Genomic DNA, 22173 nt, shown 5'->3' on the forward strand with positions numbered 1-22173 from the left:
GTCCGGGGCAGGAGAGACCGAGTCTCTTCCTCACACCCGGTGAACGAAAGGAAACACTGCTCGTGACCAGCCCCGTATCTCTCTCCCCCGCCCAGGCCGCCGCCCGTCTCGCGGAGTTCACCGTGATCGACGTACGCGCTCCCGGTGAGTACGCGTCGGGGCACGTACCCGGCGCCCTGAACATTCCACTCGACCGTCTCTCCGAGGCGGTGCCCGCGCTCAAGTCCGCTTCGGCCCGCGGCGCCCTGCTCGTCGTGTGCGCCTCCGGCGTCCGCTCGACGCGGGCCTGCGACATCCTCTCGGCGGCCGACATCGATGCCGCGACGCTCTCCGGCGGCACCTCCGCCTGGGAGGGCGAGGGCCGCGGCCTCGACCGTCCGGAGGGCGGCGGGGCCACCTGGCCGATGGAGCGACAGGTCCGGCTCGCCGCGGGCTCGCTGGTGGTGGCCGGTCTGCTCGTGGGTGTGCGCCGCCCGGCGGCGCGCTGGCTGTCCGCCGGGGTCGGCGCCGGTCTCGTCTTCTCCGCCGTGACGAACACCTGCGGCATGGCGGCGGTGCTGGCGAAGCTGCCGCACAACCGCGCCCCGCGCTCGGCCGCGAACCTCGACGCGACGCTGGACGCGCTCCAGGGCTGAGCCGCCGGCAGAAAGGGGCCGGCCGCACCCCGAGGTGCGGCCGGCCCCTTGCCGTTACGACCGGCTCGTGGCCGTACAGGCCGGCTCGTACCCGTACCGGAACTCAGACCTCGTCGCGGACCAGGGCGAGCAGCCGGTCCAGCACCCGGGGTCCGCCCGCGCGCAGCCCGTCGTGCTCGAACTCGTCGGTGACCCAGGTGCGCAGCCCACGGATCGCCGCGGCGGTGCTCAGCGCGTGCGCGGTGTCCACGTACATGTCGTCGTGGTAGACGGCGGCGGCCACCGGCACCTCGTTGGCGGCCAGGCGCTCGGTGTCGTACAGCGGCTCCCAGCCGCCGCGGGTGGCGAGCAGCTCGGCGGTCTCGCGGAGCGGGCGCAGTGCCGGGTCGACGTCGAAGTGCCAGGGGTGGATGCTCTCGCCCGTGAACAGGACCGGTCCGTCGCCCTTGAGCGCGGTCGCCGCGTCGAACTGCGGGAACTCCGCACGGACGCGCTCGGCCGCCCAGTCGGTGGGGCGCTCGTCCTGGCCGTAGATGGCTTCGTGCAGGAGCGCGTAGAGCGGGTGTCCGGCGAACGAGTTGGCCGTGCGCACGGCCTCCTGGAAGGTGTCGGAGAGCTCGGTGCCGTGCGGGGTGGTGACGAAGGCGTTCTCCAGCAGGTAGTGCAGCTGGTGGCTGCCGTTGCCCCCGCCGAGCATGATGCCGAGGGACTGGAAGCCCTCGGGCGTCAGCCGGTGTCCGGCGCTCTCCGGGCGGTGCTCCGCGAGGTGAGCGGTGATCTCCCGGGCACGCTCGACATCCTGCGGGTAGCGGGCGTAGTGCGCGGCGACCTTCCGCTCGATCCTCGGGTACGCGGCCCGGTAGACGTCGTCCGCGTGGGCGTCGAGGGAGGGCAGGCCACCGGTGATCAGTACGGCGCTGAGGCCTTCCGGTGCGGACGAGAGGTACCGCACGGCGCAGAAGCCGCCGAAGGACTGGCCGAGGACGGTCCAGGGCGCGCCGCCCGTCAGCTGCGGGCGGATCAGCTCGCAGTCGCGCACGATGCTGTCGGACCGGAAGTGCGCGAGGTAGTCGGCCTGCTCGCGCGGACCGCCGCGCAGCGGCAGGGTCTGCCGGTTGGCCGGAGTGGAGAGCCCGGTGCCGCGCTGGTCGAGCAGCAGCACCCGGAACTCCTTCACCGCCCGCCCCAGCCAGGCCTCGGCTCCGGTGAAACGCCGCGCGCCGAAGCCCGGGCCGCCCTCCAGGTACACCAGCCACGGCAGTTCCTCGCCGGCCCGGGAGGCGGCCACCACCTCGCGGCCGAAGACCTCGATCTGCTCAACACCGGGGTCGGTGTGGTCGAGCGGCACGGTGAAGTGACGGTCGGTGAGGACGAGGCCGGGCTGGCGATAGCTGTTCAAGGGGGCTCCTGGATCGATGGTTCACGCACAGTTCAGCACACCGTCGTGCCCCGGACGGGCCCGGCCCGTGTGCGGCGGACCCGCCCGGCTCCTACCGTGCAGTCATGATCCGGTTCGAGCAGGTCGGCAAGGTCTATCCGGACGGGACGACCGCGGTCGACGAACTGTCCTTCGAGGTCGCCGAGGGGGAACTGGTCACCCTGGTCGGCCCCTCCGGCTGCGGCAAGACCACCACGATGATGATGGTGAACCGGCTGATCGAACCGACCTCGGGCCGGATCCTGGTCGACGGCGAGGACATCTCGAAGGTCGACCCGGTGAGACTGCGCCGCCGGATCGGCTACGTCATCCAGCAGGTGGGGCTCTTTCCGCACCGCACCGTCCTCGACAACACGGCGACGGTCCCGGCGCTGGTCGGCTGGAAGCGGTCCCGGGCGCGGGCGCGCGCCGCCGAACTGCTCGATCTGGTGGGCCTGGACCCCGGGACGTACGGCTCCCGGTATCCCGCCCAGCTCTCCGGCGGCCAGCGCCAGCGGGTCGGGGTGGCCAGGGCCCTGGCGGCGGACCCGCCGGTGCTGCTCATGGACGAACCGTTCGGCGCGGTGGACCCCGTGGTGCGGGAGCGGCTGCAGAACGAGTTCCTGAGCCTGCAGGCAACGGTCAGGAAGACGGTCCTGATGGTCACCCATGACATCGAGGAGGCGGTCCGGATGGGTGACCGGATCGCGGTGTACGGGGAGGGGCGCATCGAGCAGTTCGACACCCCGCGAGCGGTGCTCGGGTCTCCGGCGACTCCGTACGTGGCAGCGTTCGTCGGCGCGGACCGCGGGCTGAAGCGGCTGTCGGTCACCACGATCGAGCCGCACGACCTGGAGGAGCCGCCCGTCGCGCGGCTGGACGAGCGGGCCCCGGTGGCGGCGGCCCGGCTCGGCGCCGCCGGTGCGCGGTGGGCGGTGGTGCTGAACGGCGACGGCGAGCTGCACGGCTGGGTGTCGGCCCAGGCGCTGCGGACCGCCGGGGAACACGGGACGGTGGGTGAACTGGCCCGCCGGATGGACGCGTGGGTGCCGGTGGGGGCCCCGCTCAAGCAGGCGTTCGGCGAGATGCTCCAGCACGATGCCGGGTGGGTGGCGGTCCTGGACGGGGCGCGCTTCGTCGGGGTGCTGACTCCGGCCGGACTGCATGAGGCCCTGCGCCGTTCGGTGGACGCGGACGCGCAGGGCGTGGGGCGCGACGAGGTGCGGTTCGACTCGGTGGCGGACGCCTGAGGACGGCACCGGTGCGCGCGGTTCACCTACCGGCGACGTGGCGCCAGAAGTCCCGCATCGTCAGGGGCGGCTTGGGGCCGGCCATCTCCACCTGGCTGAGCATGATCGCGACCGTGCCGGTGGCCGGGATGATGTGCGCCGTGGTGCCGGTGCCGCCCACCCAGCCGTAGCGGCCCGGTACGTTCCAGGGATCGGTGCGCTCGACGTCCACCGAGCCGCCGAACCCCCATCCCTGTCCCTCGGTGAACAGCCCGCTCGCCCTGCGCTGTGCGGGTGTCAGGTGGTCGGTGGTCATCTGCCGCACCGATCCGGGCGTCAGCAGGGCGCGGCCGCCCGCGGTCCCGCCGGCCAGCAGCATCCGGCCGAAGGCGAACCAGTCGGCGGCGGTCGATACGAGACCGCCTGCCGCCGAAGGGAAGTCCGGCATGGTGCTCCACTGTCCGTCGGGGGCGTCGACGAGTTCGAACGTGCCCGCCTCACCGGCCCGGTAGTAGCTGGTGAACCGGTCGAGCTTCTGCTCGGGTACCGCGAAGCCGGTGTCGTTCATGCCGAGCGGTTCGAACAGTCGCTCGGCCAGGAACTGCGGGAGTGGTTGCCCGCAGGCTCGGGCGATCAGGACGCCCAGGATGTCGGAGCAGGCGTTGTACAACCACGCCTCCCCCGGCTGGTACAGCAGCGGAATGCGCGACAGCGTCGCCATCCAGGCATCCGGGGCCGCCACGGCCCGGGGCTGCGGCGAGCCCTGCTTCAGCTCACTGAACAGGGGCGCGACGGCCGGCAACGAGAAGTCGGACGGGAATCCGTAGCCGGCCCGGAAGGTCAGCAGGTCGAAGACGGTGATGGGGCGGGCCGCCGGGACCACGTCGTCGACCGGACTCCCGGGGGTGCGCACCACCAAGGGTGAGGCCAGTTCGGGCAGCCAGTGGGCGACCGGGTCGTCCAGCCCGAACCGGCCGTCCTCGATCAGCATCATGGCCGCCGCCGCGGTGACCGGTTTGGTGAGTGAGGCGATCCGGAAGATGGAGTCCGGAGCCATCGGGGCGCCGCCACCCGCGTCTGCGCCGCCGGCCACCTGCACGTCCACCCGGTCCCCCCGGGCCACCAGGGCGACGGCCCCCGGGACCGAGCCCTCACGTACGTGCGTCTCCAGTACTTCGCGCAGGGTGCTCATCGCTCCGCCTTTTCGCATAGGGGTCGCCCCTATGACTCCCCCGGCGGTGCGAACTCATCGCAGGCAGCGGCCGGGGAACCAGTCCCTTGACCCGAACCCTGCGCGGAGCCTAGGTTTCGACTGGGAGAAAGCGCTTGCTATCGGGCAGGCGCCCCTCACCGTGGAGGTGTTTGTCACGCCCAGCCAGGCTTCCCCCAGCAGGCCGATCCGCGTCGCGATCGTCGGCACCGGCGCCATCGCGCGCGTCAGCCATCTGCCTGCCCTGCGTGCGCTGGCCGACGAACAGCCCCTGGAGATCGTCGCGGCGGTCGATGTCGACGCCGACTCCGCGCAGGCGTTCTGCGCCGAGGCGGGCACCGGCCGCCCGTACACGGATCTCGGCCGGATGCTCGCCGAGGAGCGCCCCGACCTCGTCACGCTCGGCACCCCGCCGCGCTTCCACCGCGACCAGACCGTCGCCGCGCTGCGGGCCGGGGCCTGGGTGTGGTGCGAGAAGCCTCCCTGCCCCTCGCTGGAGGACTTCGACGCCATCGAAGCGGCGGAGGGCTCCGACCGGGGCGGCCCCTATGCCGCGATCGTGTTCCAGCACCGGTTCGGCTCCGGCTCGGACCACGTCCGGGCGCTGCTGGCCGAGCAGGCGATGGGGCGGCCCCTGGTCGCCCACTGCCAGACCACCTGGTACCGCGACGAGGCGTACTACTCCGCGCCCTGGCGCGGGCGCTGGAGCACGGAGGGCGGCGGCCCCGCGATGGGCCACGGCATCCACCAGATGGATCTGCTGCTTGATCTGCTCGGTCCGTGGTCGGAGATCCGCGCGATGGCGGGACGGCTGGTGCACGACGTGGAGACGGAGGACGTCTCCACGGCGCTCGTCCGCTTCGAGAACGGCACCATGGCCACGATCGTCAACAGTGTCCTCAGCCCGGACGAGGTGAGCCGGATCCGGATCGACTGCGAGCGGGCCACGGTCGAGCTCACCCATCTGTACGGCCATCGCAACGCCGACTGGCGGATCACCCCTGCTCCTGGGGTACCGGCCGAACAGCTCGCCGCCTGGCGCGACTTCGGGGTTGATGTGCCCAGCAGTCACGAGGCGCAGCTGCGCGGCCTGCTCAGGGACCTGCGGGCCGGCCGCCGGCCGCGCAGCAGCGGCGCCGACGGGCGTACGAGCCTTGAACTGGTCGCGGCGCTGTACAAGGCCGCCTTCACCGGGAACACCGTCCTGGCGGGCGAGATCGGCCCCGGCGACCCGTACTACAGCGCCCTGCACGGCGACGCCCCCGGCTGGGCCCCCGAGGGCGCGGAGGCGTCCGCGTGACCGGCCCGCTGGAGCTCGTGCACCGGCACGGCGACCACATCGCCGTCTCGGTGGCGGGCAGCGGGGTCGAACTCCTGCGCTACGTGTACCGGCCCGAGGCGGCGTGGGAGGCGCCGAAGCCGTACATCCACCCGCTGCGCACCCTCCTCGGCCGGGTGGTGACCGGCTACCGGCCGAGCGACCACCGCTGGCACAAGGGGCTGCAGCTGACCGCCTCGCACCTGTCGGGGCAGAACCTGTGGGGCGGCAACACCTACGTACGGGACGAGGGCTATCAGCCGTTGCCCGAACGGGTGGGTTCCATGGCCCACCGCGGATTCGACGAGGTGTCGGTGCGGGAGACCGGGGCCACGGTCGCCGAGCGGCTGAGCTGGCATCCGTACGGCGGTGAGCTGTGGGCCGAGGAGGTGCGCCGGGTCGAGGTGCACGACGTCGATCCGGCGTCCGGCAGCTGGGTGCTGACGTGGTCGTCGGCCGTCACCAACCGGCGGGACGAACCCCTGAGGTTCGGCAGTCCGGCCACGCACGGGCGCCGGGGCGCGGGCTACACGGGGCTGTTCTGGCGCGGCCCGCGCGCCTTCCGTGACGGCCGGATCCTCACCCCGGACGGCGAGGGCCCCGAGGTGATGGGAGGGCAGGCGCCCTGGCTGGCGTACACCGGCGAGCACGACGGTGTGGACGGCCACGCGACGCTCGTCTTCGCCCACGCCCCCGAGAACGACCACACGGGCGCGGGCGGGGAACATCCCGCGCACTGGTTCGTCCGCAACGACCCCTTCGCCGCGGTGGCCCCGTCCTTCGCGTTCCACGACGAACTCGTCCTGGAACCCGGGGCCGCGCTGACCCGGCGCTACCGGGTGGTCCTCGCGGACGGGGCATGGGACCGCGGGCGGATCGAGGCGCGGCTCGGGGAACTCACCTGGTGAACCCGCGGGCCACCGCGCTCAGTCGCCGGGGATGAGGCGGTGGGACCGCAGGTAGGCGCGGGCCACGTCCTCGGGGAGCCGGCGCCGGCTGTCCACCTGTTCGTTCAGCCGGGCCAGGTCCTTCGTCGTCAGGACGGTGTTCAGCTTGCCCAGTGCCGTACGGACGCCTTCGCTGCCCGCCCGGGACCGGTTGACGACGGGGACGAGGTAGTCGGCGTTCTGCAGGTGCTTGTCGTCCGCGAGCAGGACGAGGCCGAAGTCGTCCAGGGTGGCGTCCGTCGTGGTGGTCAGCACCATCTGGTCGCGGCCGCTCTGAACGGCCTGCTTCGCCTGGGTCGTGCCGACGCCCTTGGGGTCGACGCCGGTGATGTCGATGCCGTACGTCTTCTTCAGCCCGGGGGCGCAGTAGGGGCGCTTGACGCATTCGTCACCCGCGGCCAGGCGGACCGGCAGCCCCGACCTCCCCAGGTCGCTCAGCGACTTCAGGTGGTGCTTCGCGGCGTAGGCGGAGGTGACCGCGAAGGCGTTCTGGTCGACGGCGCGGCCGGGGTCCAGGACGGTGAGGCCGCGGGGTGCGGCCAGGGCGCGCAGCGCCTTCATGGTCGTGGTGAGGTCGGGCGAGCCGACGGGGGCGGCGTCGGCGCCGTTCTTCTTGGCGTTCAGCCAGTCGGCGAAGGTGGCGGCGTACTCGGGGACGACGTCGATCTGGCCGTTCTCCAGCGCCGGTTCGTAGATCTCCCGGTTGGTGACGGAGATGATCTCCGTGGAGTATCCGGCCCGGTCGAGCAGCAGCGCGTACATCTGTGCGAGCAGATCGCTCTCGGTGAATCCCGCCGAGCCGATGGTGAGGTGCTTGCTGTCGCCGGGCGGGGCGGTGACGTCGCCCTGGTTCTCCAGTGTGGGTCCGGTGGTGCAGGCGGTGACCGGTGCCAGCAGCAGGACCAGTGATACGGCGATCGCGTACCGGGCCCTCATCCGGTGTTCCCGTCGCGGGTCCGGTCGGGGCCGAGCCGCAGGGCCAGCTCGAAGAGACCTTCCACGATCAGGGCGAACACGGCGACCAGCACGGCCCCGGCGACCACCTGGGCCGTGGAGGCGAGGTTGAAACCGGCGGTGATGATGCGCCCCAGTCCTCCGCCGCCCGCCAGCGCGGCGATGGTGGCGGTGGCGACGAGCTGGACCGCTGCGATCCGTACACCGGTCAGGATGAGCGGCAGTGCCAGCGGCACCTCGACCTGGGTCAGCATCTGCCGGCCCGTCATGCCCATCCCCCGGGCGGCCCGTACGACGTCCTGGTCGACCTCGCGCATGCCGACGTATGCGTTGGTGAGCAGCGGCGGCACGGCGAACAGCACGAGCGCGACGACGGTCGGCCCCTCCCCGAACCGCCCGATCGGGGTGAGCAGCAGCAGGACGAGGACGGCGAAGGTGGGGACGGCGCGCCCGGCGTTGGAGATGTTGACGGCCAGGGCGCCGCCCCTGCCGAGGTGACCGAGGACCAGGGCGATGGGCAGGGCGATGAGGCAGCTGATCAGCAGACAGACGACGGTGAGGACGAGGTGCTGGACCAGCCGGGTCCAGATGCCGTCGTCGCCGTACCAGTGCGCCGAGGTCGTGAGCCAGGTCCAGGCGCCGGAGAGGGCGTTCACGACCGACTCCTTGTCCATGGGGTGAGCAGGCGCTGTGCGAGCAGGAGCAGCAGGTCGGCGGCGATGGCGATGATGACGCACAGGACGGAGGCGGTGAGTACCTGGGCCTTGAAGTAGGTGTTCATCCCGGAGTAGATGAGATTGCCGAGTCCGCCGTATCCGACGATCGCGCCGATGGTGACCAGGGAGACGGCGGAGACGGTGGCGATCCGCAGGCCCGCCATGGCGGCCGGCAGGGCGAGCGGCAGTTCCACGGCGACGAGCAGCCGCAGCGGCCCGTACCCCATGCCGCGCGCCGCCTGCCGGGTCTCCTCGGGTACGGCACGCAGCCCGGCCAGGATGTTCCGTACGAGCAGGGTGAGCGAGTAGAGAACGAGGCCCGCCACCACGAGAGAGGCGGAGAGCCCGTAGACGGGGAGCAGCAGAGAGAACATGGCGAGCGACGGGACGGTGTAGAGGATGGTCGTCACCCCCAGCACCGGTCCTGCGGCCCAGCGCCAGCGGCGGGCGGCGAGGGCGAGCGGCAGCGCGATGACCAGTCCGATGAGTACGGAGACCGCGGTCAGCTGGAGGTGTTGCAGCACGGCGTCCCAGAGGATGTGCCGACGGCTGCTCAGATAGGCGCCGCAGATCCACTCGTTGCGCGCGAGGCAGTCGTCCGGTGGCGCGGTCATCCGTCCATTGCAGCCCGTAGCGGTGCGGGGGCGCGCGTCCTGTTCGGCTGTCCGGGGGGCGCGGCGTGGCACGCCCCTCCGGACGGCAGTTCGCCGAGCGGCCGGCTCAGCACCGCGGGGTCACTCGGCGCGGCGCCTGGGTGCGGCGTGGCGCCGCGCACGATCCGTGCGGTCTGCGCCTCGGGGAGGCCCGCCCTTCGAAGTCCGAAGCGGCCGGCGGGGCTCGGGAGCCGCCATGGGGGCGACGCGACCGGGGGTACGACACTGATGCCGCTACCGAGGTTCCGGTGGCCCGCGGCCCAGCCGGCTGAGCGCGCGCGGTGGCGCTTCGGGCCTCTGGACAGGTAAGCACCGAGGTGATTAATCTCCTTCACACCTATTCAATTAATTGACTATGGAGTTCGGGATGCACCCTTTCCGCAAGGCCGTCGAGGCGCACGATCTCGGCGCGGTCGAGGCACTGCTGGCCGAGGACGTCGTCTTCACCAGTCCGGTGGCGTTCAAGCCCTACCCCGGCCGAGCCCTCACCGCCGCGATCCTGCGCGCGGTCGACGAGGTCTTCACGGACTTCCGCTACGTCCGGGAGATGGCGAGCGACGACGGCCGCGATCACGCACTCGTCTTCGAGGCGAAGGTGGGCGACCGGAAGATCGGCGGCTGCGACTTCCTGCACCTGAACGAGGCGGGTGAGATCGACGACCTGATGGTCATGGTCCGCCCCCTCTCGGCCGCGCAGGCGCTGGCGGCGGCCATGGGCGCCCGGTTCGAGCAGATCAGCCGTGAGGCCGCGGCAGGCTGAGCCCTGCTCCCTCAAGCCTCCGTGGAACGAAGGCGGTTGACCCGTTTCACGTTCGATCCGCAGGAAGCTTGGTTGATAGGCTCACCGCCCTATGGACACCAGCACCGAGATCGCCATGGTCGACGTTCCGCCGGGACGGGTGACGCTGACGGACCGTCGTACGCAGCACAGCTGGGCGGTCGATCTCGCACCGTACCGGCTCGCTGCGTTCCCGGTCACCCAGGCGCAGTACGCGCAGGTCACCGGCGAGCGGCCGAGCACCGCACAGGGCGAACTGCTGCCCGTGGAGGGGGTCTCCTGGCTGGACGCCGTCCGCTTCTGCAACGCCCTGTCGCTGCGCGAGGGGCTGGCACCGGCCTACCGCCTCCACGACGATGCCGCTCGGGTCGAGTGGGACACGGCCGCCGACGGGTTCCGGTTGCCGGCCGAGGCCGAGTGGGAGCACGCGTGCCGGGCCGGCACGAAAGAGGCACGGTACGGGCAGCTCGACGACATCGCGTGGCACCGCGGCAACTCGCGGGAGCGTCCGCACGAGGTGGGCGGCAGGCAGCCCAACGACTGGGGCCTGTACGACACGTTGGGCAACGTGTGGGAGTGGTGCTGGGACGTCTACGACGCCGAGGTGTACGGCACCTACCGGGTGCTGCGCGGTGGTGGCTGGTTCGACGAGCGCTGGAGCTGCCGGGCCTCGGTGCGCCGCCGCAGTCACCCGACGTTCCGGATCGACGACACGGGTTTCCGCGTCGCACGCTCCGGCCTCCGGTGACCTGACCCCGGGTGGCGCCGCTCGTCAGGGACCGACGGCCCGCATCGACCGCGCCGCGCCGGTCAGCTCGACGGTGAAGGGGTGGCGCGGCGCGGTCAGCACCTCGGCGGCCGCACCGGTCTCGACGATCTCGCCGTGCTCCAGTACGGCGATGCGGTCGGCGAGGGCCGCCGTGTCCAGGTCGTGCGTGATCAGGACGAGGGCCGGGACCGCACCGGAACGCAGCAGTTCCGTGAGCAGGCCGAGGAGGGAGCGCCGGGCGAACGCGTCGAGGCCCGAGGTGATCTCGTCGCAGACCAGGACCCGTGGGCGGGCGAGCAGGGCTCGGGCCAGGGCGGCACGTCGGAGTTCGCCACCGGACAGCCGCACCGGGAGACGCAGCGCCCGCTGGGCCGGAAGGTCCAGCGTGCTCAGTACGTCCAGTGCCTCGGCTCGCGCCGCGACCCGGCCCACGCCCCGTAGCCGTACGGCCGTCCGTGCGATCTGGTCGAGAACGGGGCGGTGGGCGTCGAAGGCCGCCTCCGCGTCCTGGAAGACGTACTGGATCGCGGCCAGTTCGGTGCGGTCGCGGTCCCGCAGGCTGCGCGGCAGCGGCACCCCGTCCAGGAGCACCTCGCCGTCGTGGTCGCGGTGGAGGCCGCTCAGGCAGCGGGCCAGTGTCGTCTTGCCGCTGCCGGAGCGGCCGATGACGGCGAGGGTCTCACCGGCGCGCAGGGTGAGGGCGGCGTCGTGGAGCACCGGGGTCCGCCCGTGGCGCGCGGTGAGGGACCGGACGTCCAGGACGGGGGCGGCGTGCGCGCCCGTCCGTGCCGGGCCGGCACGCACGTCCTGTGGCCGGGCGAGGAGTTCGCGGGTCCACGCCTTGGCCGGCGCGCGCAGGACCCGCTCCGCGGGCCCCGACTCGACGACCCTTCCGTCACGCAGGACGACCACCTCGTCGGCGAGGGCGCGCACGACGTCCAGGTCGTGGCTGAGCAGGACGACGGCGACGCCCTGCCGTGCCACGGCGGCCAGCCGCTCCACGATGCGGCGTTTCGTCAGGGGGTCCTGCCCGGTGGTGGGCTCGTCCGCGACCACCGCGCGGGCGCCGAGCAGCAGCGCCTGGGCCAGGACCACCCGCTGCTGCTGGCCGCCGGAGAGCTGGTGGGGGTAGCGGCGCAGCAACGCCCCGTCCGGTGGCAGCTGGGCCCGGACCAGGGCGTCGAGGACCCGCTCCCGGGCTGCTGCCCTGCGCCGGGACCGCGGCAGGTGTCGCACCTGGACGCGGGCGATGTCGCCCAGCAGGCTGCCTGTCCGGCGGACGGGGTTGAGTACGGTGGCGGGGTGCTGCGGCACGTACCCGATCAGGCCGTCGGCGACCCGCACCTCCCCCGTCACGCGCGCGCCGGGCGGGTACTCCCCCAGCAGGGCGCGCCCCGTGGTGGTCTTGCCGCTGCCCGACGCCCCCATCAGCGCGACGACCCGCCCGGGGAGCACCCGCAGGCCGACCCCGTCGACGATGGCGCGTCCGCCGACCTCCACCCTGAGCCCCTCGATCACGGCCACGGGGTCCTCCCCGGCAGCCGTCCGGGGCTGTGCGGCGGTGTACATGCGTGCTTCCCCTTGCTGCCGGGACGGGCGAGTGCGGCGTCGACGAGCAGGTTTCCGCCCATGGTGAGGGCGACGATCAACAGAGCCGGGACCACCACCGCCCACGGCTGGACGAACAGCCCGGTGCGGTTGCGGTCCACCATCACCGCCCAGTCGGAGGCATCGGGTGCGACTCCGACGCCGAGGAACGCAGCCGTGGCCACGAGGTACAGCGCCCCCGTCAGCCGTACGCCCGCGTCGGCGGCGAGGGTCCGGACGACCGACCTGCCGATATGGCCGAAGGCCATCCGGGTCCAGCTCTCGCCCTGCATGCGCAGCGCCTCGACCGCCGGGCGCGAGGCGGCCTCCGCGCCGGCGGCGCGGACGATCCTGGCCGCGTCCGGAATGCTGACGAGGGCCACCAGGAGGGCGAGGCCGGCCGGTCCGGGTGCGATGACGGCTGCCACCAGCAGGATCAGCAGGAGCGAGGGCACGGAGAGCAGCACGTCCAGCGGACGCATCAGCAGTTCCTCCACCCACCCGCGGCGGGTGAGCGCGCAGACGAACCCGAGCGGGAGCGCCACCGCGTAGGCGAGGGCCGTCGAGGCGAGCGCGACGAGGACCACCGACCGGCCGCCGAGCAGCACCTGTCTGCCGACGTCCCGGCCGATGAAGTCCGTGCCGAGCCAGTGCCCGCCGCCGGTGGTGAGCGAGGTACCGCGCGGCCCGGCGTCCCCGGCGAACAGCGGTCCTGCCAGGGCGAGCACGAGCGGAACACCGACGACGAGCAGACCGGGGAGGAAGCGGCCACGTCCCTCCCCCTGAAGCGGCCGGCCCACGACGAGCGTCTTCAGCCCGCGCCGCGAACGGGCGAGCGCGAGGGCCATCACGCCGCCACGCCCGTGCGCGGCGCGAGGCGGTGGGTGACCAGGTCCGCCCCGAGATTGAGCAGTACGGTGGCGACGCCGAAGACGACCGCGAGGCCCTGCACCACGGGGACGTCCCGCTCCGCGACCGCGTTCATCAGGACCGTGCCGAGGCCGGGGATCACGAACAGTGCCTCCACCACAACCACCCCGCACAGCAGCCAGTCCACCGTGCGGGCCAGTTGCTGAGCCGCCGGGGCCATCGCGTGGGGCAGGGCGTGGGTGTAACGGACCCGTGCGCCCGGCACGCCGCAGCGGAGCGCATGGGCGACGTACGGCGAGGCCAGTGCGTCGGTCATGCCGGCCCTGATCAGCCGGGCGAGTGAGCATACCGGGCGCGCCAGCAGGACCAGGACGGGGAGCACCAGCGCGGCCGGGTGGGCGAGCAGATCGGTGCCGTATCCGACGGCGGTCGGCGGGAGCAGGCCGAGCCCGAGCGCGAAGACGGTGACCAGCAGCACGCCGAGGGCGAACTCGGGCACGGCGTACAGGCTCAGCGTCACCGCGCTGACGATCCGGTCGGCGGGACGCCCTTCGTGCCGGGCGGCGAGCACTCCGAGGCCGACCGCGGCGGGGACGAGCAGCAGAACGGTCGGGACGGCGAGCAGGAGGGTCGGCCCGAAGCCGTCCGCGAGGTAGGTGCTGACGGGCCTTCCCGACGTCAGTGAGACACCGAGATCGCCGTGGAGGAGCCCGGCCGACCAGTCCAGCAGGCGCTCGTGGGGTGGCCGGTCCAGGTGCAGGGCGGTCCGCACCGCCTCGATCCGTTCGGGATCCGGCTGGTCGCCCGCGAGGGCCACGGCGGCGTCGCCCGGCAGTGCCTCGGTGAGCGCGAAGACGAGCAGCACCACCGCCGCCGTCTGCGCCGCTCCGAGGAGCAGTCGCCGTGCGGCCCAGGGCATGGGTCCGCTCACGCCAGCCACACCTTGTCGAAGCGGGCCCAGTCGAGGGTGTTGGCGGGTGCCTGTTGCTCGATGCCCCGGACACGGCGGGCGGCGCCGAGTATCCAGTCGGCGAAGCCCCAGATCAGGAAGGGGCCCTCGGTGTGCAGGCGGCGCTGCATGCGGGCGTAGACGGCGGCGCGCTGCCGCGGGTCCCGTGTCGACTGGGCCTGTTGGTAGAGGGTGTCGAAGTCCTGGTGGCGCCACTTGGTCGCGTTGGTGGTCGAGCCCGTCAGCAGGCGCTGGGAGAGGTGCGACTCGATGGGCATGGCGCCGGAGCGGTAGCAGCACAGGGTGCCGGCGTCGAGGATGTCCTTCCAGTAGGTGTCCTTGCTGCCGGTCCTCACCTCCACCGTGATGCCGGCCCGGGCGGCCTGGTCGCGGAGGACTGCGGCGGCCTCGGTGAATCCGGCGGCGACGGGTGAGGTGTCGAGGGTGATCCGCAGGTCCTCGGCGCCTGCCCGCTTCAGCAGGCTGCGGGCCCGGCCGAGGTCCTGTTCGCGCTGGGGCAGGCTGTCGGCGTAGTACTCGTACCCCTTGCCGAACAGGTCGTTGCCGATCTCTCCGGCGCCGGAGAGGGCCCCCCGGACGAGTTCCCCGCGGTCGGCGACGAGCATCAGGGCCTGGCGGACGCGTGGGTCACTGAAGGGAGGCCGGTCGGTCTTCATGGCGAAGGACTGCATCGTGCTGTTGCGCAGCCGTACGATGCGGATCCGGCCGCCGTCCTCGTGGGCGCGGGCCGTCGCCGGGTTCAGCTCGTGGGCGTACTCGACCTGGTTGCCGAGCAGGGCGTTGACGCGTGCGGACTCCTCGTTGGCGACGACGAACTCCAGCTCGTCCAGGTGCGGGGCGCCGTCCCAGTAGTCGTCGTTGCGCCGCAGGACGGTGGACCGGCCCGGGGCGAAGGACACCAGGCGGAACGGCCCGCTGCCGACGGGCCGGTGGTCGAAGTCGCCGTCCCGGGCCGAGGCGGGGACGATGTACGCGCCGAACGCCGCCATCACGTTGGGGAATTCGGCCGTCGGCCGCTTGAGGACGAACTCGACGGTCCGCTCGTCCGCGGCGCGGCTGGCCGTCAGGTCGATCGGTTCGAGGGACGCCTTGGCGCGGAAGGCCCGCGCGGGGTCGGCGATGCGCCGGTAGCTGTACAGCACGTCCTTCGCGGTCACGGGCGTCCCGTCGTGGAACACCGCTGCCCGCAGGGAGACCCTCCACCGGTCGAGGCTGCTGTTGGGTTCCCAGGAGGAGGCGAGACGGGGCCGGGCGGAGAGGTCGCCGCCGTAGTCGGCGAGCTTGTCGTAGAGGGCCTTGGCGCGGGCGGCGTCGGCGAAGAGGTTGCTCAGGTGCGGGTCGAGGGTCTCGCTCGCCCCGCCCCCGGCGAAGGCGGCCCGCAGCCGGCCGCCCCGCTGCGGCATGCCGTCCCCCTCGGCGTCGTCGGGAGCGGTGCCGGGCGGGCCGGCGCACCCGGGCAGGGCGAGGACGCCGAGACCGGCCGCGCCGGAGGCGGCCAGGAAGCCGCGGCGGTCCAGGCCGGGGAAGGGTGTGGTCGTCGTGGTGCGTCTGTCACGGTGCATGGCGGTGTCCTTGTTCCGGTGGGAGTGGGCGGGGAGGGGGCGGGCCCGGTCAGCCGTCCGTGAGCCGGGCGATCACATGAAGCCGGTCGGCGTCCGTCGATCCGGCGGGCAGGTCGCCCTCGCGCCAGGGAGGTTCGGTACGGGGCCCGGGGCCGTCGTGGAGGGCGAGGACCTCGAAACGGTTCGCGAGGAGCACCGCGTGGAGTTCCCCGGGAAGGAACAGGTGCCAGGCCGAGCGCTGTTCGAGCGGGGGTGATCCGTCGTCGGTGGTCCAGGTGCGGCTGCGGTGGAGCAGGCGGGCTGCCGGCTCCACGCGCAGCCGGGTGACGGAGCGGTGGACGACGCCGCGGTGGGTGAACGTGTGGACGGCCGGAGCTGCGGGGAGCGCGGCCCGGCCGAGGCAGTACGCGCCGTTGCGCATCTCCGCGACGAGAAGGCCTCCGGGTGCCAGGCAGCGCCGGCAGGAGGCGAGGAAGCTCTCGGTCTCGGCGCCGGCCCGGCAGTACAGCAGCGCACTGTCCAGGCACACGACGGCGTCGAAGGTCCGCGCCCCCAGGTCGAACTCCCGTAGGTCGGCGTGGAGGTACTCCGGCCCCGGGTGCTCCCGGGAGGCGTAGCGGAGCATCGCGTCGGACAGATCGGCCCCGGTCACGGTGCGCCCCGCCCGCTGGAGGTGGGCGGCGTCGCGGCCGGTGCCGCAGCCGATGTCCAGGACGCGGGGGCCGGCCCCGTACCGCGTCAGTGTCTCCTCGGTCCAGCGTCCGGCGAGCCGCTCGGGGTCCGGGAAGCGGGCCTCGTACAGCGCCGGGTTGTCGGTGAGCAGGTTGGCGTCGTCCACGGGGTTCTCCTCAGGCATGGGCGGGAACGGGGTCCGGCCGGCCGGCAGCGCGCCGCGGCGGTGCAGCCGGGCGGTCCCCGCTGCCGAGACGAGACCGAGCGCGAGGCAGCAGGCCCAGGGCAGCCAGCCGTCCCCGATGCGCCGGCCGGTGTCCATCGCCCAGCCGACGGCGGCGTTTCCGAGAGCGGCGGCGATGCCGGACACAACGTAGAAGACTCCGAAGTACGTGCCCGTGAGGCCTGCTCTGCCGAAGCCGGGGATCAGTTCCATCACGAACGGCTGGGCGACCATGAGTCCGGTCTGGAGCAGCAGAGCGCCCGTGAGAAGGGGAACGGCACGCAGCACCGCCTGGCTCACGTCCCCGTCCGGCGGGGTCCCGGAGGTCACCAGCATGGGCGGGACGAAGGCCACTGCCATCAGCGCGAGGCCCACACCGATCCACCTCGTGCGGCTGCCGCGCCGTTTCAGCGCTCGGGTGATGCGGAGCTGGAGCGCGAGGCCGGCGAGCGTGGCCACGAGGAACACCAGTCCGGCCGCGCCGTCCCAGCCGGTCGCCCGGCGTGCGCCGTCGGGGAACAGCAGATAGAGCTGGCTCTCCAGCGCCACCATCCCGACCATCGCGCACGCGAAGGACATGAAGGGGCGGTTGCGGACCACTGCACGCCAGTCGGCGAGCACCCCGTTCGTGGTGGGTGCGACCCGGCCGGGCGGCAGCACCAGGGCCTGGGCGACGGTCAGCACGGCGAAGATCCCGGCCGCCGTGAGAGCCGCCGCCCGGAAGTCGACCAGGAGCAGGGCGCTGCCGAGGAGAGGCCCGATGAGGGCGCCCGTCGTCGCGAAGACGTTGAAGAGCGCGAACGCCTCCGCCTTGCGCTCCCCCGCCTCCTGGGCGAGGTGGGCGCGGACGGCGGGGTTGAACAGGGCACCGGCCAGCCCGCTGAGTACGGACGCGGCGAGCAGGACCACGATCCCGTCGCCGAGCGCGAACAGGGCGAAGCCCGCCGTCCGCAGTGCGCATCCGGCGATGATCACCCGGCGGGCTCCGAGGCGGTCCGAGGCCGACCCCCCGATGACGAACAACCCCTGCTGGCTGAGGTTGCGCACCCCGAGCACGGTACCGACGGCGGCGGCGGACATGCCGAGGTCGTCGCTCAGATGCACGGCCAGATAGGGGATGAGCAGGTAGAAGCCGGTGTTGACCCCGAGCTGGTTGACCAGCAGGAGGCGCACGGCCGGGGGCAGGGCGCCTATCTCGTGCCAGGTGCTCATGGCCGCACCTCGTCTGCGTGCCCGCGTTCGCGGAGGGCGCCCTTCGCCACGGGGTGCGACCGCGGACCGTCGAACGGTGTGCGCGGGCGCACGCCCAGTCCCGGCTGGCTGCTCGCCCGCACGGTGCCGTCGAGGCCACCGATTCCCGTCCACGGGTCGTGGGCGAGGAGGAGGTGACCGTCCAGGTCGGTCCACCGGGCACGGTCGGCGAGGTGCACGGCGGGGGCGATGCCGAGCGAACTGGCGGTGAGGCAGCCGAGCATGAGGCCGGTGCCGCTGCCGGCGAGGAGTCCGGCGATGCGCAGGGCGGCGCTCACGCCTCCGCACTTGGCGAGTTTGACGTTGATGCCGTGGACCCGGCCGGCGAGCCGCCGGGCGTCCTCGATGCCGACCGCGTCCTCGTCGGCGATCACGGGCAGCGGCGAGCGGGCGGCGAGCCGGGCCAGGGCCTCGGGGTCGCCCGGGGCGACGGGCTGTTCGACGGCCTCGACGCCGAGTTCGGCGAAGCGCCCGAGCAGGGCGGGCGCCGCTGCGCTGCTCCATCCGCCGTTGGGGTCGAGGAGCAGCCGCGCGTGCGGTGCGGCGGTGCGCACGGCCCGGACGCGTGCCACGTCGTCCTCCGGGTCGGGCGAGCCGGCCTTGAGCTTGATGACGGTGAACCCGTCACCCGCCAGCCGGGCGGCGAGCGTCGCGGCGTGGGCGGGCCTGGTGATCCCGATGGTCCGGGCGGTGACGGCGGCGGGCGTGGTGGCCGTGCCGAGGAGGCGGTGCACCGGCATGCCGGCACGCTTGCCTACGAGGTCGAGCAGCGCCGACTCGACGGCGGCGGTGATGGCCGCGGGCGTACCGGGCACGACCGGTCCGCCGGTACCGCCGGCGTGACGGGAGACCTGCCCCCGCATGGTGTCCAGGGCTGTCTCGGGGTCGGGGAACCGTGTGAGTGCGCGGCCGCATCGGTCCGTCCAGTGGATGACGGTCGCCGTGTCGAGGCCGTAGTACACGCTGGTGACGGTCTCGCCGTGGCCGTGCAGCCCCTGGTGCTCGATGGACAGGCGTACGGCGTCACGGGCCGTCGTGAGGGAACGCGAGATCCGCAGCGGCTCGGCCAGCCGCAGGCGCACGGTGCGCCGGCTCACCTTCATCGGGCCTCCCCCGGTTCGTACGGCAGACGGACGGTGTACGGGCGGGAGCGCGCCATGGGGTCTGCCGCAGGCATACGGGACGCCGTCGCGCCCCCGGGCGCGCGGGACGCCGGCAGTCGTGCGGGCCGTCGGTCCTCGCGCCGCCCGGCGACCGCACGGCAGCGTGTCCAGCCGGTCGCCTCCACGGCCTGCGGGTGGCGGATCTCCACCGGGCGGGTGGCGGCGGTCCGCGGGCCCAGACCGTGCAGGGCGTTGAACCCGTCGTCGAAGATGCTGCCGAGATAGCGGTGCGGTCCGTCGGGGAAGACGGTCGCGACGACGGCTCCCGGGTGGACCCGGGCCGCCCAGGCCGCGACGAGCGCGACGGCACCGGTGCTCCAGCCGCCGCTGACGAAGTTGTCCCTGGCCAGCCGACGGCAGCTGTCCGCGGCCTCCGCCGGCCCGACCCAGTGGACCTCGTCGAACTGGTCGTGGGCCACGTTGCGCGGGTGGATGCTGCTGCCGAGGCCACGCATCAGGCGGGGCCGGGCGGGCTGTCCGAAGATCGTCGAGCCGGTGGCGTCGACACCGATCAGCCGCAGTCCGGGCCAGCGTCGGCGCAGCGGGCCGACGACTCCCGCACTGTGCCCGCCCGTTCCGACGCTGCAGACCAGGACGTCCACGTGGTCGAGGCGGTCGGCGATCTCGGCGGCGAGCGATGCGTAACCGGCGGTGTTGTCGGGGTTGTTGTACTGGTCGGGCCAGTAGGCGTCCGGCAGTCCGGCGAGGAGTTCGCGCAGCCTGGCCAGCCGGGCGGCCTGCCAGCCGCCTTCGGAGGCCGGCCGGTCGACGAGTTCCAGCCCGGCGCCGTGGGCGCGCAGGAGACCGCGCATCGACGGTTCGAGTTCGGTGTCGCCGACCAGGACGACCGGATGGCCGAGTGCCTGGCCGGCGAAGGCGAGCCCGATGCCGAGAGTGCCGGAGGTCGACTCCACCACCGGTGCTCCCGGGCGCAGTTCGCCGCGCTGCTCGGCGCCCAGCAGCATGGACACGGCGGCCCGCGCCTTCATGCCGCCCACGGCGAAGCCTTCGAGTTTGGCCCAGAAGCCCGGATGCGGGCAGGGCAGGTCGGCGGTGATGCGGGCGAGCGGGGTGCGGCCGACGAGCCCGAGGAGTTCCCGGTTGCCCGCGGGGCGCAGGAGTGCGGTGGTCACAGGGCGCCTCCATGGCGGTGCGGGGTTCCCGCGCCTCCGTAGCGGTGCACGGTTCCCGCGCCGCCGTCGAGCCAGAAGAACGGGTACGGCTCCGCGGACACGGCGGTGACTCCGGCGCCGATGAGCCGGGGCAGCACCGCGCTGCCGGTCTGGGCGAACACGACCAGAGGCTTTCCGTGTCGCAGGGCGTGCTCCCGCAGCGGCTCGAAACTCCCGTTGCCGAGGGTCATCCCGGAGGCCAGGATCGCGTCGCAGCGCCCCTGTTCGGCCCGCGCGTCGGTCAGTACCGGCTCGCCCCACTCCGTCGTGCCGCCCTTGAGGTCGCACGGTACGTAGCCGAGTCCGCGCTCACGCAGTGCCTCCAGCAGCGAGTTGACCACGCCGACGACGAGCACGGTGCTGCCCGGCGGAGCGTCGAGCAGGCCGGCGACGGCACGTGCCCGGGCCCGGGACTTCTCCAGGGAACCACCGGCCGGCAGCGGACACGGCCGCGCTCCGGCGCCGGGGCCGTGGGGCAGCACATCCATCAGATACGTGTCGAGCGCCGCGACCCGCACGCAGGGGAGCCGGTGCGCGAGCAGCGCGGCGACGTCCGCGCCGACGCAGTCGTCGACGTCCCCGGCCGGCAGTTCTCCCGGTTCGACGGCGCAGGAGCCGACGGCCGCGCCGAGGCGCAGGCTCAGCACCTCGTTGCGGTATCCGCTGCCGCGCCCCGGGTGCCGTACGGACTGCCGGGTGGTGAAGGCCATGGCGACGTGGCGGGTTCGCGGGTCGGGGCCGAAGCGGCCGGCCAGGACCCCGGTCACGAGATCCTCGTACGACGCCGCCGCGGGGGCGGTGCCCACGGGCGCGGTCATCGGTTCACCACCTGGGGGCGCAGCCGGGCGAGGAGTGCCTCGACACGGTCCCGGGCGCCCGGCCCGTCCGCGTCGCCGGCCATCACATGGCCCAGGTAGTCGTTGTTGCTGCTCGCGGCGGCGACCCGGGTGCCGGGTACCGCGACGCTGAGCTCCAGGACATCGGGCGCCTCGCCCACCCCGTCGACCCCGTCGACGCCTTCCAGCACTCCCCCGGTCCCCGGCACCAGGAAGGCGATGGCCGCGCTGTGCAGTCCGGTGGCGCGTGGCCGCAGGTCCGGGGCGCGTCCGAGCGCCACGTTCACGCAGGCTGCCGCGAGGTCGACGCCGGTCACATGGCGGACCAGTTCGGTGATGCGGTTGCCGGCCGGCCGGGGATTGACCTCCACCACGCGCGGGCCGTCCGGCGTCAGCTTGATCTCGGTGTGCGCCACCACGGAGTCCAGGCCGAGTGCGCCGACAGCCAGCACCGCGGTCTCGCCGGCCGCCCGGGCGTCCTCCTCGCTGAGGGCCGCGGGAAACATGTGGCCGGTCTCCACGAAGGCCGGTTCTCCGCCGGTGCTCTTGTCCGTCACCCCGACGACTTCGGTCCGGCCGTCGAACGTGACGGTCTCGACGCTGACTTCGGGCCCGTGCAGGAGCTCTTCGAGCAGCACCACGGGTGCGCGACGCCGGCCCCGCGCGTTGACGGGGAAGTCGGCTAGCGCGCGGTGGGCCGCGGCGAGTCCCCCCTCGTCGTCGACGCGCCGCACGAACATTCCCGCACACAGGTCCACGGGCTTGAGGACCAGCGGCAGCCCGAGCTCCCGGGCGGCCCGCACGGCCTCCGCCCGGTCACCGCACACGGCGAACCGCGGTCCCGGCACCCCGGCGTCTGCGAGGACCCGCCGCGTGGCGTCCTTGCGGCAGGCGTTCTCCACAGCGGCGGGAGTGGGCCCGGGCAGGTGCAGCCGGGCCGCGATGTCCGCGGCCACGGGGAGGTAGTAGTCGCAGGACGTGATCACGCCGTCGAACCCCAGGGCCCGGTGGGCCCGTTCGACGAACGGCAGCAGCGGGTCGGCGTCGTTGGTTTCCGCCGTCAGCACGTGGCGCGCCGAGAGCAGCGGATGCGCGGCACCCTCGGGTGCGGCACGCAGGTAGTGGTGCAGATCGCGGGTGAGGAGGGTGAACTCGTGCCCACCCTCACGGATCGCCCGTGGCAGAAGCCTGCTCATCGATCCGACCCAGCTCTCGACCATCAGCAGATGTGCCACGACTAC

General features: G+C 73.3%; 20 protein-coding genes and 1 pseudogene. 6 read left to right on the top strand and 15 right to left on the bottom strand.

Features of this window, described 5'->3' with window-relative positions:
* Positions 1-62 precede the first annotated feature (62 nt).
* A complete protein-coding gene (locus ACFYPA_RS00820) occupies positions 63-635 on the top strand; it encodes a rhodanese-like domain-containing protein (protein WP_359080134.1) in 573 nt (190 codons plus the stop codon).
* A 103-nt stretch (positions 636-738) separates the two neighbouring features.
* Here ACFYPA_RS00820 and ACFYPA_RS00825 read toward each other — a convergent pair whose 3' ends face one another.
* The gene (locus ACFYPA_RS00825; protein WP_389128539.1) at positions 739-2034 is read right to left on the bottom strand and encodes an alpha/beta fold hydrolase; all 1296 of its coding nucleotides are present in this window, start codon (positions 2032-2034) and stop codon (positions 739-741) included.
* 104 nt (positions 2035-2138) lie between these two features.
* On the opposite strand from ACFYPA_RS00825, the gene ACFYPA_RS00830 reads away from it, so the two are divergent.
* A complete protein-coding gene (locus tag ACFYPA_RS00830; protein ID WP_359080131.1) occupies positions 2139-3302 on the top strand; it encodes a betaine/proline/choline family ABC transporter ATP-binding protein in 1164 nt (387 codons plus the stop codon).
* A 22-nt stretch (positions 3303-3324) separates the two neighbouring features.
* Here ACFYPA_RS00830 and ACFYPA_RS00835 read toward each other — a convergent pair whose 3' ends face one another.
* Complete coding sequence (locus tag ACFYPA_RS00835; RefSeq protein ID WP_389128542.1) at positions 3325-4473, bottom strand: serine hydrolase domain-containing protein; 1149 nt, start codon at positions 4471-4473, stop codon at positions 3325-3327.
* Positions 4474-4639: 166 nt separating this feature from the next.
* Between ACFYPA_RS00835 and ACFYPA_RS00840 the strand changes: the two genes are divergently transcribed.
* Positions 4640-5791 (top strand): Gfo/Idh/MocA family protein, encoded by a 1152-nt coding sequence (locus ACFYPA_RS00840; protein ID WP_389129278.1) that lies wholly within the window; start codon positions 4640-4642, stop codon positions 5789-5791.
* On the top strand, positions 5788-6717 hold the full coding sequence (locus tag ACFYPA_RS00845; protein WP_389128545.1) for a PmoA family protein: 930 nt from the start codon (positions 5788-5790) through the stop codon (positions 6715-6717). The genes ACFYPA_RS00840 and ACFYPA_RS00845 overlap by 4 nt, the downstream gene beginning before the upstream one ends.
* 18 nt (positions 6718-6735) lie before the next feature.
* Here the strand turns inward: ACFYPA_RS00845 and ACFYPA_RS00850 are convergent, their stop codons facing one another.
* From ACFYPA_RS00850 to ACFYPA_RS00860, 3 genes are read right to left on the bottom strand one after another with little or no spacing between them, the layout of a single operon-like run.
* Entirely contained in the window at positions 6736-7692 is a 957-nt protein-coding gene (locus ACFYPA_RS00850) for an ABC transporter substrate-binding protein (protein ID WP_359351747.1), read from the bottom strand.
* A complete protein-coding gene (locus ACFYPA_RS00855; RefSeq protein ID WP_359080123.1) occupies positions 7689-8366 on the bottom strand; it encodes an ABC transporter permease in 678 nt (225 codons plus the stop codon). Before ACFYPA_RS00855 ends, ACFYPA_RS00850 begins: the two co-directional genes overlap by 4 nt.
* A complete protein-coding gene (locus tag ACFYPA_RS00860) occupies positions 8363-9040 on the bottom strand; it encodes an ABC transporter permease (RefSeq protein ID WP_359080121.1) in 678 nt (225 codons plus the stop codon). Before ACFYPA_RS00860 ends, ACFYPA_RS00855 begins: the two co-directional genes overlap by 4 nt.
* Before the next feature lie 406 nt (positions 9041-9446).
* On the opposite strand from ACFYPA_RS00860, the gene ACFYPA_RS00865 reads away from it, so the two are divergent.
* Together ACFYPA_RS00865 and ACFYPA_RS00870 are read left to right on the top strand one after the other, a co-directional pair.
* Positions 9447-9839: a nuclear transport factor 2 family protein gene (locus ACFYPA_RS00865; RefSeq protein ID WP_389128551.1), complete on the top strand. Its 393-nt coding sequence runs from the start codon at positions 9447-9449 to the stop codon at positions 9837-9839.
* Positions 9840-9930: 91 nt separating this feature from the next.
* Complete coding sequence (locus ACFYPA_RS00870; RefSeq protein ID WP_389128553.1) at positions 9931-10605, top strand: formylglycine-generating enzyme family protein; 675 nt, start codon at positions 9931-9933, stop codon at positions 10603-10605.
* 24 nt (positions 10606-10629) lie between these two features.
* Here the strand turns inward: ACFYPA_RS00870 and ACFYPA_RS00875 are convergent, their stop codons facing one another.
* The 10 genes and pseudogenes from ACFYPA_RS00875 to ACFYPA_RS00920 form a co-directional block, all read right to left on the bottom strand.
* Positions 10630-12195 carry an ABC transporter ATP-binding protein gene (locus ACFYPA_RS00875; protein ID WP_389128556.1) on the bottom strand — a complete coding sequence of 522 codons (1566 nt, stop codon included), beginning with the start codon at positions 12193-12195 and terminating at the stop codon, positions 10630-10632.
* The gene (locus tag ACFYPA_RS00880) at positions 12141-13061 is read right to left on the bottom strand and encodes an ABC transporter permease (protein WP_389128559.1); all 921 of its coding nucleotides are present in this window, start codon (positions 13059-13061) and stop codon (positions 12141-12143) included. Before ACFYPA_RS00880 ends, ACFYPA_RS00875 begins: the two co-directional genes overlap by 55 nt.
* Entirely contained in the window at positions 13061-14002 is a 942-nt protein-coding gene (locus ACFYPA_RS00885; RefSeq protein ID WP_359080491.1) for an ABC transporter permease, read from the bottom strand. The genes ACFYPA_RS00880 and ACFYPA_RS00885 overlap by 1 nt, the downstream gene beginning before the upstream one ends.
* 8 nt (positions 14003-14010) lie before the next feature.
* Positions 14011-15615, bottom strand: a complete 1605-nt coding sequence (locus tag ACFYPA_RS00890) for an ABC transporter substrate-binding protein (protein WP_359080111.1) — start codon at positions 15613-15615, stop codon at positions 14011-14013.
* Between the two features lie 49 nt (positions 15616-15664).
* The gene (locus ACFYPA_RS00895) at positions 15665-16453 is read right to left on the bottom strand and encodes a class I SAM-dependent methyltransferase (protein WP_389129281.1); all 789 of its coding nucleotides are present in this window, start codon (positions 16451-16453) and stop codon (positions 15665-15667) included.
* 21 nt (positions 16454-16474) lie between these two features.
* Positions 16475-17722: pseudogene (locus ACFYPA_RS00900) on the bottom strand (MFS transporter); the annotation flags it as partial.
* The gene (locus ACFYPA_RS00905; RefSeq protein WP_389128562.1) at positions 17719-18864 is read right to left on the bottom strand and encodes a mandelate racemase/muconate lactonizing enzyme family protein; all 1146 of its coding nucleotides are present in this window, start codon (positions 18862-18864) and stop codon (positions 17719-17721) included. The gene ACFYPA_RS00905 and the pseudogene ACFYPA_RS00900, both read right to left, overlap by 4 nt.
* Positions 18861-20057, bottom strand: a complete 1197-nt coding sequence (locus ACFYPA_RS00910) for a PLP-dependent cysteine synthase family protein (RefSeq protein ID WP_389128564.1) — start codon at positions 20055-20057, stop codon at positions 18861-18863. Before ACFYPA_RS00910 ends, ACFYPA_RS00905 begins: the two co-directional genes overlap by 4 nt.
* On the bottom strand, positions 20054-20914 hold the full coding sequence (locus ACFYPA_RS00915; protein WP_389128567.1) for a Rossmann-like domain-containing protein: 861 nt from the start codon (positions 20912-20914) through the stop codon (positions 20054-20056). Before ACFYPA_RS00915 ends, ACFYPA_RS00910 begins: the two co-directional genes overlap by 4 nt.
* Complete coding sequence (locus ACFYPA_RS00920) at positions 20911-22167, bottom strand: ATP-grasp domain-containing protein (RefSeq protein WP_389128570.1); 1257 nt, start codon at positions 22165-22167, stop codon at positions 20911-20913. Before ACFYPA_RS00920 ends, ACFYPA_RS00915 begins: the two co-directional genes overlap by 4 nt.
* Between the last annotated feature and the right edge of the window lie 6 nt (positions 22168-22173).

Source organism: Streptomyces sp. NPDC005775 (assembly GCF_042871565.1).
In the GTDB taxonomy this organism is placed as follows: domain Bacteria; phylum Actinomycetota; class Actinomycetes; order Streptomycetales; family Streptomycetaceae; genus Streptomyces.